The 14,199-nt window shown below is 70.6% G+C and carries 15 protein-coding genes; 7 read left to right on the plus strand and 8 right to left on the minus strand.

Features of this window, described 5'->3' with window-relative positions; genetic code table 11:
• Window positions 1-104: 104 nt before the first annotated feature.
• From KBO27_RS23750 to hutU, 3 genes are all read right to left on the minus strand, one after another.
• On the minus strand, window positions 105-260 hold the full coding sequence (locus KBO27_RS23750) for a hypothetical protein (protein WP_210972104.1): 156 nt from the start codon (window positions 258-260) through the stop codon (window positions 105-107).
• Window positions 257-1,225, minus strand: coding sequence for a formimidoylglutamase (gene hutG / locus KBO27_RS23755; protein ID WP_210972105.1), 969 nt, complete (start codon window positions 1,223-1,225; stop codon window positions 257-259). Before hutG ends, KBO27_RS23750 begins: the two co-directional genes overlap by 4 nt.
• Before the next feature lie 80 nt (window positions 1,226-1,305).
• A complete protein-coding gene (gene hutU / locus KBO27_RS23760) occupies window positions 1,306-2,979 on the minus strand; it encodes a urocanate hydratase (RefSeq protein ID WP_210972106.1) in 1,674 nt (557 codons plus the stop codon).
• A 191-nt stretch (window positions 2,980-3,170) separates the two neighbouring features.
• Here hutU and hutC point away from each other — a divergent pair, with 191 nt between their 5' ends.
• Complete coding sequence (gene hutC, locus KBO27_RS23765; protein ID WP_307870578.1) at window positions 3,171-3,926, plus strand: histidine utilization transcriptional repressor HutC; 756 nt, start codon at window positions 3,171-3,173, stop codon at window positions 3,924-3,926.
• Between the two features lie 11 nt (window positions 3,927-3,937).
• On the opposite strand, the gene KBO27_RS23770 is transcribed toward hutC, so the two are convergent.
• Window positions 3,938-4,729 (minus strand): IclR family transcriptional regulator, encoded by a 792-nt coding sequence (locus KBO27_RS23770; protein ID WP_210972108.1) that lies wholly within the window; start codon window positions 4,727-4,729, stop codon window positions 3,938-3,940.
• Window positions 4,730-4,889: 160 nt separating this feature from the next.
• Here KBO27_RS23770 and KBO27_RS23775 point away from each other — a divergent pair, with 160 nt between their 5' ends.
• Together KBO27_RS23775 and hutH are read left to right on the plus strand one after the other, a co-directional pair.
• The gene (locus tag KBO27_RS23775) at window positions 4,890-6,290 is read left to right on the plus strand and encodes an amino acid permease (protein WP_307870579.1); all 1,401 of its coding nucleotides are present in this window, start codon (window positions 4,890-4,892) and stop codon (window positions 6,288-6,290) included.
• A 130-nt stretch (window positions 6,291-6,420) separates the two neighbouring features.
• A complete protein-coding gene (gene hutH, locus KBO27_RS23780; protein WP_210972110.1) occupies window positions 6,421-8,001 on the plus strand; it encodes a histidine ammonia-lyase in 1,581 nt (526 codons plus the stop codon).
• Window positions 8,002-8,088: 87 nt separating this feature from the next.
• Here hutH and KBO27_RS23785 read toward each other — a convergent pair whose 3' ends face one another.
• Entirely contained in the window at window positions 8,089-8,724 is a 636-nt protein-coding gene (locus tag KBO27_RS23785) for an SRPBCC family protein (RefSeq protein WP_210972111.1), read from the minus strand.
• Window positions 8,654-9,055 carry an ArsR/SmtB family transcription factor gene (locus KBO27_RS23790; protein ID WP_210972112.1) on the minus strand — a complete coding sequence of 134 codons (402 nt, stop codon included), beginning with the start codon at window positions 9,053-9,055 and terminating at the stop codon, window positions 8,654-8,656. The genes KBO27_RS23785 and KBO27_RS23790 overlap by 71 nt, the downstream gene beginning before the upstream one ends.
• 101 nt (window positions 9,056-9,156) lie before the next feature.
• Between KBO27_RS23790 and KBO27_RS23795 the strand changes: the two genes are divergently transcribed.
• Both KBO27_RS23795 and KBO27_RS23800 read left to right on the plus strand, forming a co-directional pair.
• Complete coding sequence (locus KBO27_RS23795) at window positions 9,157-9,687, plus strand: hypothetical protein (protein ID WP_210972113.1); 531 nt, start codon at window positions 9,157-9,159, stop codon at window positions 9,685-9,687.
• A 207-nt stretch (window positions 9,688-9,894) separates the two neighbouring features.
• Window positions 9,895-10,749, plus strand: coding sequence for an MBL fold metallo-hydrolase (locus KBO27_RS23800; protein ID WP_210972114.1), 855 nt, complete (start codon window positions 9,895-9,897; stop codon window positions 10,747-10,749).
• A gap of 59 nt (window positions 10,750-10,808) precedes the next feature.
• Here KBO27_RS23800 and KBO27_RS23805 read toward each other — a convergent pair whose 3' ends face one another.
• Complete coding sequence (locus KBO27_RS23805; RefSeq protein ID WP_210972115.1) at window positions 10,809-11,831, minus strand: SDR family oxidoreductase; 1,023 nt, start codon at window positions 11,829-11,831, stop codon at window positions 10,809-10,811.
• Window positions 11,832-12,070: 239 nt separating this feature from the next.
• On the opposite strand from KBO27_RS23805, the gene KBO27_RS23810 reads away from it, so the two are divergent.
• Window positions 12,071-12,292, plus strand: coding sequence for a hypothetical protein (locus KBO27_RS23810; RefSeq protein ID WP_132673585.1), 222 nt, complete (start codon window positions 12,071-12,073; stop codon window positions 12,290-12,292).
• A gap of 46 nt (window positions 12,293-12,338) precedes the next feature.
• Here the strand turns inward: KBO27_RS23810 and KBO27_RS23815 are convergent, their stop codons facing one another.
• Window positions 12,339-12,902 carry a hemerythrin domain-containing protein gene (locus tag KBO27_RS23815; RefSeq protein ID WP_132673584.1) on the minus strand — a complete coding sequence of 188 codons (564 nt, stop codon included), beginning with the start codon at window positions 12,900-12,902 and terminating at the stop codon, window positions 12,339-12,341.
• A gap of 275 nt (window positions 12,903-13,177) precedes the next feature.
• Between KBO27_RS23815 and KBO27_RS23820 the strand changes: the two genes are divergently transcribed.
• Complete coding sequence (locus tag KBO27_RS23820) at window positions 13,178-14,170, plus strand: patatin-like phospholipase family protein (protein WP_210972116.1); 993 nt, start codon at window positions 13,178-13,180, stop codon at window positions 14,168-14,170.
• Window positions 14,171-14,199: the final 29 nt, after the last annotated feature.

Raw genomic sequence — 14,199 nt, forward strand, 5'->3', positions numbered from 1 at the left:
CTCGACGTGACGAAGCCTCCGTCATGGCTCTCCAGGCGATTCCGGCTCGCCAACATCGGCGACCCGAGTGGAGTTGCCGGGATTCGGCGGCTCAGGTTCTGCGGTTAGTCCAGGCCGCGGTGAATCGTGCGGCCGTCCTCTTCGAGCACGCGCTCGAAGGCGTCCAGGACCTCGCCGTCGGCGGCGGATCGGCGGTCGCCTCGGATGCCAGCGCCGCTCGGCGCGGGATCAGCGGATTCATCCGGTTCCACGACGGTCATCGTCGTTCTCCGTTCCGGGTCGGCTCGGTGAGGACGCGGTGCACGAGGCGTGCGGCCGTGCGCGCGGTGCGGGAATCGATGTCCAGGTCCGGGTTGAGCTCGGCGACGTCGCACAGCGCGAGCTTTCCGCTGGTCGCGACCCTGCGGCAGGCGTGCTCGACGGTCTCCACGGGAACCCCGAACGCGGCCGGTGCGCTCACCCCGGGTGCCGCGCCGGCCGGGAGGACGTCCAGGTCGATGGTGAGGTGGACCAGGTCGCAGCGGTCGAGGAAGTCGTCCAGGAAACCGTCCACCAGCGGCCGGTCGAGCACGCCGCAGCGGTCGTCGGTGAGGTAGCGGACCCCCAGCGAGTCGGCGGTGGCGAACAGTCCGGCCGTGTTGCTCGGCTGGCTGATCCCCAGCACCGCGTAGCGGAAGTCCGCTCCCCTGGCGCGTTCTCGTTCGGCCATCTGCCGGAACGGGGTGCCCGAGCTCGGGGTCTCGTCGGCGCGCAGGTCGAAGTGCGCGTCGAGGTTGAGCACGCCGATGCGGGCGCCTCGCGCCACCGGCTCCGAGTTCACCAGGCCCAGGTAGCTCCCGAAGGCCACCTCGTGCCCGCCGCCGAAGACGACCGGGAGCTGACCGGCGTCGACCAGACCGGTCACCACGCGCCCGAGTTCGCGCTGGCCCGACTCCAGGTCGCCCTCGGTGACCTCGACGTCACCGGCGTCGAAGGCGCGCTGCGGGGACGGCAGCGCCATCGAGGCGAGAGCGCCGCGCAGCGCGTCGGGACCCTGCGCGGCGCCCCGACGTCCTTTGTTGCGGCGCACGCCCTCGTCGCTGCGGAAGCCCACGAAGGCGCAGGCCCCGGGTTCCGCGGTGCCGTCCCACCGCTGCACGACGTGGTGCCAGCGGAGGTGTTCGTCGCCGGGACCGTCGTCGCGACCGGTCCACCCCGGCAACGACCTGCTCGCGGTGCCGCGCATGGCCGAATCTCCTCTCATCGTCAGTGGTCCGGGTGCCCGGGCGGGGCTCGTGCCTGTGCCGCCCGGGCACCCGAGTCCGATCAGCTGCTCAGCGTGGGGATGCGGATCCCCCGGTCCCTCGCGACCGAGGCCGCGCGCTCGTAACCGGCGTCGGTGTGGCGCAGCACCCCCATGGCCGGGTCGTTGGTCAGCACGCGGGCGAGCTTCTGCGCGGCGAGATCCGTTCCGTCGGCGATGCAGACCTGCCCGGCGTGCATGGAACGCCCCATGCCGACACCACCGCCGTGGTGCAGCGACACCCACGACGCACCGGAGGAGGTGTTGACCAGCGCGTTGAGCAGCGGCCAGTCGGCGATCGCGTCGGACCCGTCGGCCATCGACTCGGTCTCGCGGTACGGCGAGGCGACGGAGCCGGAGTCGAGGTGGTCGCGGCCGATGGCGACCGGTGCCGACAGCTCGCCGGAGGCGACCATCTCGTTGAACTTCAGCCCGGCGAGGTGGCGTTCGCCGTAACCAAGCCAGCAGATCCGCGCGGGCAGCCCCTCGAACTGAACCCGCTCACCCGCCAACGTGATCCACCGGCGCAGGTGGTCGTTGTCCGGGAACAGCTCCAGGATCGCCTTGTCGGTGGCGGCGATGTCGGCCGGATCGCCGGAGAGCGCGGCCCACCGGAACGGGCCGAGCCCCTCCTCGAAGAGGGGGCGGATGTGGGCGGGCACGAACCCCGGGAAGTCGAAAGCCCGCGCGTAGCCGCCCTTGCGGGCCTCGTCGCGGATCGAGTTGCCGTAGTCGAAGACCTCCGCGCCCTTGTCGAGGAATCCGACCATCGCCTCCACGTGCCGGGCCATGCTGGTGCGGGCGCGTTCGGTGAAACCGGCGGGATCCCGCTGCGCCTCCGCCTGCCAGCTGTCGAGCTCGACGCCCAGCGGCAGGTAGGACAGCGGGTCGTGGGCCGAGGTCTGATCGGTGACGATGTCGATGGGCACGTCCATGGCCAGCAGCTGCGGGAAGACCTCGGCGGCGTTGCCGCGCAGGCCGATCGACAGCGGCTCGCGCGCGTCGCGGGCGCGGCGGGCGAGCTCCACGGCCTGCTCGACGTCGGCGGCCTCGACGTCGAGGTAGCGGTGGTCGATGCGGCGCCGGATGCGCTGGGGATCGCAGTCCACGCAGATCGCGACGCCGTCGTTCATCGTCACGGCCAGCGGCTGGGCGCCGCCCATGCCGCCGAGGCCGGCGGTCAGCGTGATCGTGCCCGCCAGGGTCCCGCCGAACCGCTTTCGGGCGACGGCGCCGAAGGTTTCGTAGGTTCCCTGCAGGATTCCCTGGCTGCCGATGTAGATCCAGGAGCCCGCGGTCATCTGGCCGTACATCATCAGGCCCTCGGCCTCCAACCGGCGGAACTCCTCCCAGTTGGCCCAGTCGCCCACCAGGTTCGAGTTCGCGATCAGCACGCGCGGGGCCCACTCGTGCGTGCGCAGCACGCCGACCGGCTTGCCGGACTGCACCAGGAGGGTTTCGTCGTCGGCCAGCGTCCGCAACGACTCGACGATCGCGTCGAAGGCCGCCCAGGTGCGCGCCGCCTTCCCGGTACCGCCGTAGACGACGAGGGCGTCCGGGTTCTCGGCCACCTCGGGATCGAGGTTGTTCATCAACATCCGCAGCGCTCCCTCCTGCTGCCACCCGCGGCAGCTGGGGGTCGTGCCGCGCGGGGCGCTGACGGGCCGGGCGCCTTCGGTCGGGTGATCGCTGGTCATGGGGAACTCCGAAGTCGAAGCGAACTGGTGACGAGGTCATGCAATCCCGGCGTCTGATCGACGGCCAAGGCCGGAGGGCGACATTCTCGGATCCGAGACCGGTCCCGACTGCCTCGCACGACGAGTGGTCCACACCGGATAAACTGGCCGTCTGCTTTCGGCGGAGATCGACGGACGGGACGGTGATCGGCGTGGCCATCGACGCGCAGGACGTCGCCGCGCTGTTCGGAGCGAGCCGTCGCGAATCGGCACCCGCCTACCGCCGCCTGAAGAACGTGATCACCGAGCAGATCGGCACCGGCCGGTGGCCCGAGGGCGAGCTGCTGCCCTCGGAGAACCAGCTCGTCGACTCGCTGGGGTTGTCGCGCATGACGATCAACCGGGCGCTGCGCGAGCTGAGCTCGGACGGGCTCCTCGTGCGGATGCCCGGTGTGGGGACGTTCGTGGCCGAGCGCAGGAGCAGCTCGGCCCTCTACGGGGTGCGCAACATCGCCGAGGAGGTCAGCAGGCGCGGAGGCCGGCACCGCACGGACGTCGTGTTCGTGCGGGAGGAGCCCGCGGACCGGCGCGCGCACCGGATGTTCGGCATCCCCGAGGGCAGCCCGATCTTCCACTCGCGCGTGGTCCACTTCGAGGACGACAGCGCGATCCAGCTCGAGGATCGCCACGTCCACCCCGATCTCGCCCCGGAGTACCTGCAGCAGGACTTCACCGAGCGCACGCCCAACGACTACCTCTCCCGGATCGCTCCGCTGGGCAAGGGAGAGCACATCGTCGAGGCAGTGCTGGGCACCGCCGAGGACTGCGCCTCGCTCGGCATCGATGCGGCGGAGCCGTGCCTGCTGATCCACCGCCGAACGTGGTCGGAGGGGCAGCTCGTCAGCGCGGCTCGGCTGCTGCACCCCGGTTCGCGCTTCCGCTTGGAAGGCACCTTCGACTCCGTGTGAGCCGCAGGGCTTCAGGCCGTCGGCGCGCGTCCGTGCAGGCTCACCGTGAGCTTCGCCGCTCCTCGGCGGAGCACTTCGCCGACCTCGTTCGGATCGCGGTCACCGCTACGCCGGGACCAGGTCGTGCTCAGCGCCGCCACCGGCCTGCCCTCGTGGTCGTGGGCTGCCGCTCCGACCGACCGCAGGCCCTCCGAGACGAGCTCGACCTCCTCCGACCAGCCGCGACGGCGGTCCCGGTCGAGGATCCGGTGCAGGTCGCGCAGGCAGCGCGGGCCGCTGCCGGTGCGGGTGACGAAGGCGCCGGGGCGGGAGAACAGCGCGGCCAGCTGCGCGTCGGAGGTGCCGGCCAGCAGCGCCCGGCCGTTGGCGGTCAGGTGCGAGGGCAACCGGACCCCGACGTCGGTGATGAGCGCGACGTCCGCGGACGGACCCGACACCGGTCGTTCCTTGAGCAGGTACACGGTCTCGGTCCCGTGCAGGATCCCGAGGTGCACCGTCTGGCCGAGGCTGCGGGCCAGGCGCTCCAGGATCGGCTGGGCGAGTCGTTCCAGCGGTTCCTGCCGCAGGTAGGCCGATCCGATCTCGAACGACGACACCCCGAGGCCGTAGGCCTTCTCGCTGGGCACGTAGACGACGAAACCGCGATCTTCCAGGACCGACAGGATGTGGTACACCGACGAGCGCGGCAGCCCGAGGTCGCGGACCAGCGCCGATGCGCGCACGGGCCCGGGCCGCTGGGCGAGTCGGACCAGGATGTCCAGCGCACGGCCGACCGCCGGCGAGGTGCTCGATTCCGTTCCCACGGATCTGCCTCCACCCCTTGACGCAAATGTATATACAGCACTATACCTATCGCGTCGTTCGTGAGCGTGTTGCACGGCACAAGCCGATGGACGCTCCGGATGCCCACCCCCACATCCGGCCGCCAGCTAGGGGAACAATGTCGTTCCCGAGGAGGACATGGTGAAAGAACGCACGGCGGCGCTGAGTCGAGGTCTCAACGCACGGCACATCCGCTTCATCGCGCTCGGCTCGGCCATCGGCACCGGGCTGTTCTACGGATCGTCGGAAGCCATCGGCCAAGCGGGGCCGTCGGTGCTGCTGGCCTACCTGATCGGCGGCGCGGCGGTGTTCATGGTGCTGCGCGCGCTCGGCGAGATGGCCGTCGACGACCCGGTGCCCGGCTCGTTCGGCGAGTACGCGAGCAGGCACCTCGGTCGCCTGCCCGGGTTCTTGACGGGATGGACCTACGCCTTCGAGATGATCATCGTCTGCATCGCGGACGTCACCGCGCTGGGCGTCTACATGGGGTTCTGGTTCCCCGACGTGCCCAGGTGGATCTGGGTGCTGGCGACCCTGTTCATCATCGGCGCGGCCAACCTGCTCACCGTCAAGGTGTTCGGCGAGCTCGAGTTCTGGTTCAGCCTCGCCAAGGTCGGCGCGATCATCGCGATGATCCTCGGCGGCACCGCCGTGCTGGTCTTCGGCTTCACCGGCGACCACGGCGCGGGCGTGAGCAACCTGTGGTCGAACGGCGGGTTCTTCCCAATGGGCTTCGAGGGCTTCGTGCTCTCGTTCGCGGTCGTGATGTTCGCCTTCGGCGGCACCGAGATCATCGGCGTCAGCGCCGGTGAGGCCGCCGACCCGCACAAGACGATCCCCCGCGCGGTCAACACCGTTCCGGTGCGGGTCCTGCTGTTCTACGTGCTGACCCTCGCGGTGATCATGTCGATCGCCCCGTGGCAGACGATCGGTTCATCCGGCAGCCCCTTCGTGCAGATCTTCGAGGACCTGGGGCTGAGCTCGGCCGCAGCCGTTCTCAACGTCGTCGTGATCACGGCGGCGCTGTCGGCGATCAACAGCGACATCTTCGGCGCGGGCCGGATGCTCTACGGCATGGCCCAGCGCGGGCAGGCACCGGCGATCATGCGGCAGGTCTCGCGCAACGGCGTGCCCTGGATGACCGTGGTCATCATGACCGGCGCCCTGCTCGTCGGCGTGGTGCTCAACTACGTCATCCCGGAGAACGTCTTCGAGATCATCGCCTCGATCGCCACGTTCGCGACCGTGTGGGTCTGGCTGATGATCGCGCTCTCCCAGTACCGGGCGCGCCGGGCGATGAGCCCCGAACGGGCGGCCGCGCTGCGCTTCCCCGCTCCGCTCTGGCCGTACGGCCAGCTGATCACGATCGCCTTCCTGGTGTTCGTGTTCGCGGTCCTGGCCTTCTCGGCCGACACCCGCATCGCGCTCTACGTCGGCGCGGCGTGGATCGCGCTGCTCTCGCTCCTGTACTGGCTCCGCGTCCGCAACGACGAGGACGCCGCGCTGGACGCCGAACAGGTCGGCTCCCCCAGCACCCGCTGAGCGACTCCCGTCCCCGCGGACGGGAACTCCCCTCCCGTCACCGCCGCGCGCACCCCACGCGCGGCGGGGCTCCACCCTGCCTCGGCACCCGTGGCGCCGAGGAATCAATCATGAGGAAGAAGGTGCGCGCATGACTGCGCGGAACACGACCGAAACCGCTCCCGAGAACACCCCTTCGCCCGTCCAGGTGGGCATCGGCGCGGTCGGCGCGGCCGACGTGGTGCGCGTCGCGCGCGACGGCGCGCCGGTCGAGCTCACCGACGAGGCGCTGAAAGCGATCGCGGCCAGCCGCGTTCGGATCGAGAGCCTGGCCGAGGAGCCCAAGCCCGTCTACGGCGTATCCACCGGTTTCGGCGCGCTGGCGACCCGGCACATCCCGACCGAACTCCGGCAGCAGCTGCAGAAGAGCCTCGTGCGCTCGCACGCCGCCGGGACCGGGGCGGAGGTGGAGCGCGAGGTCGTCCGCGCGCTGATGCTGCTCCGACTGTCCACATTGGCCACCGGCCGCACCGGCGTCCGCCCGGAAGTCGCCACCGCCTACGCCGCGCTGCTGTCCGCCGGGATCACCCCGGTCGTCCACGAGTACGGCAGCCTCGGCTGCTCCGGGGACCTCGCCCCGCTCGCGCACGTCGCGCTGGCTCTGATGGGCGAGGGAACGGTCCGCGACGCCGACGGCCGGTCGATGCCGGCAGCCGAGGCGCTCGCAGCGGCGAACATCGCCCCGGTCGAGCTCGCCGAGAAGGAGGGGCTCGCGCTGATCAACGGCACCGACGGCATGCTCGGCCAGCTCGTGCTGGCCTGCCGCGACCTGCGCGACCTGCTCCGGCTCGCCGACATCACCGCCGCGATGAGCGTGGAAGCGCAGCTGGGCACCGACCGGGTCTTCGCCGCCGACCTGCAAGCGCTGCGCCCGCACCGAGGCCAGGCCAGCGCGGCGGCCAACATGCGGCTGTTGCTGGCGGGCTCGGGCATCGTGGCCAGCCACGCCGGCCCCGATTGCACCCGCGTGCAGGACGCCTACTCGCTGCGCTGCGCGCCCCAGGTGGCAGGAGGCGCCCGCGACACCCTCGCCCACGCCGAGGCGGTCGCGGACACCGAACTCGCCAGCGCGGTCGACAACCCCGTGGTCACCACCGACGGCCGCGTCGAGTCCAACGGCAACTTCCACGGCGCACCGGTGGCCTACGTCCTGGACTTCCTCGCCATCGTCACGGCCGACCTGGCGAGCATCAGCGAACGGCGCACCGACCGGTTCCTGGACCCCGCCCGCAACCACGGCCTGACCGCCTTCCTGGCCGACGACCCCGGCGTGGACAGCGGCCACATGATCGCCCAGTACACCCAGGCGGCCATCGTCTCCGAGCTCAAGCGGCTGGCGGTACCGGCGAGCTCCGACTCGATCCCCTCGTCCGCGATGCAGGAGGACCACGTCTCCATGGGCTGGTCCGCGGCGCGCAAGCTCCGCCGCGCGGTGGACGGGCTCACGCGCGTCCTGGCGATCGAGGCGCTGACCGCGGCACGAGCGCTGGACATGCGGGAACCCCTGCGCCCCTCCCCCGCGACGGCGGCCGTGCGCGACCGCATCCGCCGCGAGGTCGCCGGTCCCGGCACCGACCGCCACCTCGCGCCCGAGATCGAGGCCGCGGTCGAGCTGTGCCGCACCGGCGAGCTGGTCGCCGCCGCCGAGAACGTCGTCGGCCCGCTGGCCTGATCCCGACGCGGGGACCGCGCTCGCGCGGTCCCCGCGATCACGGCCGGTGCCCACACCTCACCGCTTCGGCGGCAGCGACTCCGTCGCTCAGGACGCGGGTGCGTAGAAGTTCGTCGTGGCCTCGACCGCGGCGGCCACCACGTCCGGGTCGGCGCCCGCGGCGAGGTGGGCCTCTCCCCAGGCTCGGCTGCTGCGCGTCAGGAAGTCCTTGGCCTCGGGAGTGTGCTGCCAGGCGTCCTCGTCGAAGTCCTCGCCGGCCACGTGCTCGGCCAGCCCGTGCAGGCCGGTGTCCCAGCCGACCCCGACGGCGCCAGGCCCGAACGTGCCCCAGAAGTCGGGGTCGACGACCGCGGCGTGCTCGAGCTCGAGGACCGCCGCACCACCGGCCCCCGCGGACAGCCGGAGCTCGACCTCGGAGACGTCCTTCTCGGTGGGGTTCTCGCCGAGTACCCACGTCACCTTCAGCAGCCTCGGCGGCTCGCAGCGCAGGATCTCGCCCCCGGCGTTGCCCTCGAGCTGGTACTTCCCACCGACCCGGAGCTCTCCGGCGACCGGCAGGAACCAGCGCGCGAGCCGTTCGGGGTCCGTGCAGGCGTCCCAGACGTCCTCGACCGTCGCGTCGTAGCTGCGCCGCAGCAGCACGACCTTGCCCTCACCTGCGGGGATGCTCTTCGTGCCCAGTTCCCGGTGGACGGCGTTGATCCTGTCCACGATCTCGTTCATGGTGCTTCCTTCGTTCGCGCTTACCTCGGGCGAGTTCGGTCCCCAGCGCGTCCAGGCGCTGCGTCCAGAACCCGCGGAAGTGGGCCAACCACTCATCGATCTCCTGCAGAGGCGCGGCATCCACCGCGTACAGCCGCCGAGTGCCCTCCGCTCGGACCACGGCGAACCCGTGCTCCCGCAGCACGCGCAGATGCTGCGAAACCCCCGGCTGGGAAATCCCGAACTCCGCCTGGACGACGGCGGTGATCGCACCGGAGGACTGCTCGCCCTCGGCGAGCAGCTCCAAGATCCGGCGCCGCACCGGGTCGCCGAGAACGTCGAACGCGTGCACAGCGACGAGGATGCCACTGATGACTTATATAAGTCAAACCTGATATTGCCTGCTCGGACACCGAGGTGTTTGAGGGCCACCGGCCACGGCAACCCGAAATCATGGACGCAGCACCGGCGAACGCCTCGCAACGGAAGTTGCTGGCGATCTACCTCAACGACCACCTCGCCGGCGCCACCGGTGGCGTGGAGCTGGCCGGTCGCGCCGCGCGTGCCAATCGAGGACGGACACCCGACATCTCGGCGCGCGTCAGGGCGCTGACCGAGGAGGTCCGCGCAGATCGCCGAAGCTTGCGGGAGATCATGGCCGCGCTCGGCGTGACAACCGCGCACCACAAGGTGTTCGCGGCGTGGTTGGGTGAGAAGGCGGGCCGGTTCAAGCTGAACGCCGGAGTGCTCCGGCGCTCCCCGTTGAGCGCGTTGATCGAGGTGGAAGCCCTCCACTTGGCGGTGCAGGGCAAGGCCCGCGGTTGGCGCACCCTCCTCGCGGCCGCCGAGCGGGAACCAGGCCTCGACGCGCAACACCTGCGCACGCTGCTCGATCGCGCCCAGCAGCAGCTCATCGAACTCGAGGACCTGCACCACGAGGTGGCCACGCAGGTGTTCGGCACGCGCGGACACCGACCGGCCTGACAACAGCGCGGACGCGCCCGTCCAGGTCATCGCCCCGCTGCTGCGACAACGTCGACGTTCCGGGCGCTCGGCACCGGTTTCCCGACCACTCGGCGCGGTCCACTGGGGACTCCACCTTCCGGGGACGAGCGAAGTGCATCGCCCGCCCAGCTGGTTCGCCTCGGCGCAGCTCGGGTACCCGGGGCGCCCAGGCGCTGTGGAGGACGCATGACCATCGAACTGCCGAGCACCGACCAGGCGACCACCGGCGACGGCGAGGTCCACTTCGTCGGCAACGCCACGACGGTGATCCGCTACAACGGATTCTCGATCCTCACCGACCCCGCCTTCCTGCACGCGGGCGACCACGTGCACCTCGGCCACGGCGCCTACGCTCGCCGCGAGGTCGAACCCGCCTGCCAGATCGCCGATCTGCCCCCGATCGACCTCGTCGTGCTCTCCCACCACCACGGCGACCACTTCGACGACGTCGCGGCCCGGGAACTCGACAAGGGACTCCCCATCATCACCAACCACCACGCGGTCCCCCTGCTCCGGGAGCAGGGCTTCTCCCGCGGGCATCCGCTCGACACCTGGGAGTCGCAGGACGTCGTGCGCGGTGACGCCCGGCTCAGGGTGACGTCCATGCCCGGCAAGCACGCCCCCGATCACGTCGCGCAGCTGCTTCCGCCGGTGATGGGCAGCATCCTCGACTTCAGCACCGGCGGGCAGCACCAGTTCCGCCTGTACATCAGCGGTGACACCTTGCTCCACGACCGGCTGCACGACATCCCGCGCTGGTTCCCCGACATCGACCTCGCGCTCATCCACGCCGGTGGCACCACGCTGCTGGGAACGGTCGTCACCATGACCGGGGAACAGGCGGTGCGCGCGGTCGAGATCATCGGCCCCTCGACGGCGATTCCCATTCACTACAACGACTTCTCGGTCTTCCGGTCCGGCCTCGACGACTTCCGCGAGGCGGCGTCCCGAGCGCAGGTCGGCACCGAGTTCCACTACCTCGCCCACGGAGAGAGATACCTCTTCCACAGCAACCGCGCGAGCGCTCCCGTGAGCCGCTGAGGAGTCCGGCGCCGCACGCGCGTGGAGCGGCCTCGGTACCGCCCACTTCGGACGGAACGTCAGAGCCGGCGTCGCCGCGACACCGCGGCAGCCGCCAACGCGGCCGCACCGACGACCGCGAGAGCCAGGGAACCGTGACGTTGTGACGCCCACAGCTGCCAACTGCGGTTCTTCGACCTCTCGTCGAACACGCCTCGAGCCCCGTAGTCCCGGCCCGAAACGCCGTCGGCGGGAGCCCACAGGTTCGCGGGCCGGTCGGGATCGGAGCGCACGTCCGCCTGCTGGGCCGCACATCCGTTGCGCGCGAGGTAGCGGTCCACGACGCCCGGCGCGACGGCGTTGGCGATCAAGGTGCCCACCGTGCTGCCCCCGCACCAGTGCTCACGACGACGAGGGTGATCGGCCGCGTGCACCACGGCCCGGGCCGCCACCTCCGGCTGGAAGATCGGCGGCAGCGGCTGGGGGTGCTTCGGCAACCGGGACAGCACCCACGAGAACTGCGGCGTGTTCACGGCGGGAAGCTGCACCATCGTCACCCGAACACCACTGCGGTCGTGCAGCAGCTCGCACCGCAGCGATTCGTGGAACCCTTGGACGGCGTGCTTGGAGGCGCAGTAGGCCGACTGCAGCGGAACTCCCCGGTACGCCAACGCCGAACCCACCTGCACGATCGTGCCTCGATCGCGCGGACGCATCCGCTCCAGCGCCGCCTTCGTCCCGTGGACGAATCCGAGGAGGTCCACCTCCACGACACGGCGGAACTCCTCCGGAGCGATCTGCGAGAACGGCGCGAACACCGAGGTGAACGCCGCGTTCACCCAGACGTCGATCGGGCCCAGGCGTTCCTCGACCTCGTCGGCGGCGTCGCTGACCTGCTCCTCATCGGCGACGTCGACCTCCAGGGGCAACGCTTCACATCCGGCGGCCCGGGCCTCCTTCGCGGCGGCCTCCAAACCTGCCCTGCCCCGGGCCAGCAAGGCCACGCCCCGAGCGCGCCGAGCGTATTCGCGGACCACCGCGCGCCCCACACCACCGCTCGCGCCCGTGATCACGACGACCTGCGACCGCGCTGCGTTTCGCACTCCCGGACCCACCTTCCTGCCGTCGAGGGTGGAGCCACGATCGACCCCCTCGCGCTCAGCGCGCTGATCGACCCCTTCTACCGGGGGCTACCCGCGAGAACCGTCACCGCAACCGGGTGCCGGCAGGAGCGGTCGGCGCGAGAGGGTGCCGGTCGGCCGATCTCGGGACGGGGGTTTGCAGCCCTCTCCGCACCGGGTAGCTCGACGGCGTTCGGGAAAGGACGTCTTGGGAGGCGATCATGGACCGCGGTGCACGTGAACATGAGCAGACTCCGGCGGAAGGTGAGCCGACGACGCAGAACCCGACCGCCGGATCGGACGACGACACGTCCTACGACGAGGGAACCGGTGACCAGGTCAGGCCGGAGGCGGAGGAAACGGAAGCAACCGAGGAATCCCGGGGCAAGGCGACCCACCACCTGCCGGCGGACATCCCACCGGGCGAGCTCCCGGAGCGGTGAGCTCCAGGACGCGGTCAGCTGGGCGAGCGTGAGCGTCCGGACGTCCTCATCGCTGCCGTCCGGACAGCGCGTCCCGCAGCCGATCGATCATGCCGGCCCCCGGGTCGAGGAGCATGTTCACCGGCGGCGTGTCCGGCGCCGACGGGTGAGGGCGCGTGGGGGCACGCTCCTTCGCCTCGAGAATCTTGCCTCCCAGGTCTTGGAGCTCCTGCACCGTGCACGCCGCTTGAAGACGGGGGAACAAGCCGCGTTCCTCCTCTTCGACGTGGTGGCGGATGTCTCGGGCGAGCTTGAAGACCTTCTGGTCGAAGTTCGCGTCCGAGACCTCAAGCCGCTCGAGCTCCTTCATGAGCTTCTCGGCCTCGGCGTGCTCCTCGATCTCGTGGTCGGCCAACTCATCGCCGCCCGGCAGGTGCGTGCGCGCGGCCGGGTAGAGGTACTGCTCCTCGGCGACCGAATGCCGAACCAGCTCGGTGATGATGTGATCGACGAGGTCACGGCGCTGCTTCTCGGAAAGACCACCGTTCTCGTACTTCTCGAACGCCGAGTCCACTGCCCGGTGGTCATCGGTCAGGACGGCGACGAGATCGCCCTCGTGCGTTCGTGCCATGGCGCGCACCGATCCCTTCGGTCATGTGCAGGTCGTCGCGCAGACGCGCACTTCGAGGTTGCCCACCAGCGGCAGATCCCCAAACGGCCCGAGCGCTGGGCACACCTGGGGAATCGTCACCGAAAGGCCGTCCACGACCCTCGGACTGGAACGGTGCACGGGTTGATCGGGTCGATCTCGGGTAACCGGTGCGGGAGGACGGGACGCTCCGCGCGAAATCCGCTGTGGGGTCCCAGGAGGACGAGGCGACCCGTACCGACCTTACGGAGGCTCCCATGCTCACGCGAGGCGATGCGCAGTCCACTCCCACGAATTCCGCACCCGGTATCGGGCTCGTGCTGGGAGCCGGAGGGGTGTTGGGAGCGTGTTGGAGCATAGGCGCGTTGCGCGCTCTGGAAACCGCGGGTCACTGCGATCCTCGCGACTGTGACACGATCGTGGGCACGTCATCCGGTGCGGTGCTCTCCGCGATGCTGGCCTGCGGCATCGGCGCCCAGGACCTCGACACCAGCCAGCGCTGCCCTGACGAAGGAATCCTGGCCGAACACGGGTTCAACTGCGCCAACCCCTTGCTGCTGCGCAGTCCGCTGAGCTTTCCCGGGCTGGGCTCACCGAGGTTGCTGGCGCGATGCCTGGCCAACCCCCTCGGAGCGCCCCTCCTGCACTGGTGCACCGCACTGGCGCCGTGCGGCCGCGGCTCGCTGGGCGCACTTCATGAGCTCGTGGAGCACATCGCCGGCTCGCGAGGCGCTGGTTCTCCTCTGAACGTGGTCACCACCGACTACGACAGCGGCCGGCGAGAGGTCTTCCACCCGGGAACCGATGACGCTCCGTCCCTCGCCGAGGCCGTCGTCGCCTCCTGCTCGGTACCGGGGTTGTTCCCGCCGGTGACCATCGCGGACAGGCGCTACGTCGACGGCGCGGTCGGCTCGAGCACGAACGCCGACCTGCTCCTCGACCAGGGCGTGGACACCGCCGTCGTGGTGGCGCCGATGGCCGCGAACTCGCTCGACCGTCCGCTGTCACCGGTGACCCACGCCGAACGGCTCCTCCGCAGAAGGGTGACGAGCCGACTCACCGCCGAGGTCGCCCAGCTGGAGGAAGCCGGAATCAGCACCACGGTGCTCGCCCCGACCGCCGAGGACCTCGCCGCCATCGGCGTCAACATGCTCAACTGCTCCCGCAGGTTATCGGTCATGGACACGGCGCTGCGCACGACCGGCCAGCAGTTGGAAGAGCGGCCACCTCGCATCCGAACCGCGATCTGAGCCACGTGCGGCCGGTCATCCCGTGCGCA

Source organism: Saccharopolyspora endophytica (genome assembly GCF_018070075.1).
Taxonomy (GTDB): domain Bacteria; phylum Actinomycetota; class Actinomycetes; order Mycobacteriales; family Pseudonocardiaceae; genus Saccharopolyspora; species Saccharopolyspora endophytica.